The 566-nt window shown below is 73.7% G+C and carries 1 protein-coding gene and 1 pseudogene; both read right to left on the reverse strand.

Features of this window, described 5'->3' with window-relative positions; genetic code table 11:
- Window positions 1-338: MFS transporter (locus Y706_RS28175; RefSeq protein WP_156945139.1), on the reverse strand; the 338-nt coding region annotated here is incomplete at its 3' end.
- Window positions 247-566, reverse strand: a pseudogene (locus Y706_RS28180) (MFS transporter); the annotation flags it as partial. The pseudogene Y706_RS28180 and the gene Y706_RS28175, both read right to left, overlap by 92 nt.

Here is a 566-nt window from a genome sequence, read left to right on the forward strand (position 1 = left end):
GCCCAGCCGTAACCGAGGCGGTCCGCCAGCAGCCCGGCCACCACCGGTCCGACAATCGCGCCGCTGTCCGAGGCCATCTGGAAGACGGCCAGGACGCGGCCGCCAGAGCGCTCGTTGCCGATCACATCGGCGATGGCAGCCTGCTGGGCCGGTCCCAGCAGCCCGGAGCCGATCCCGGCGCAAGCGGAGGCGAGCAGGAACCAGGGCAGCTGGTGCGTGAACCCGATGGCCGCCGTGGCGGTGCCCGGCGGCGGCCAGGAGTATGCCGCCCGTGACCCCGAAAGCCCAGCCGTAACCGAGGCGGTCCGCCAGCAGCCCGGCCACCACCGGTCCGACAATCGCGCCGCTGTCCGAGGCCATCTGGAAGACGGCCAGGACGCGGCCGCCAGAGCGCTCGTTGCCGATCACATCGGCGATGGCAGCCTGCTGGGCCGGTCCCAGCAGCCCGGAGCCGATCCCGGCGCAAGCGGAGGCGAGCAGGAACCAGGGCAGCTGGTGCGTGAACCCGATGGCCGCCGTGGCGGTGCCGGTGACCAGCAGCCCGGCCAGCAGGAGCGGCTTGCGGC

It is taken from the genome of Arthrobacter sp. I3, from assembly GCF_000520575.1.
Taxonomy (GTDB): Bacteria; Actinomycetota; Actinomycetes; order Actinomycetales; family Micrococcaceae; genus Arthrobacter; species Arthrobacter humicola_A.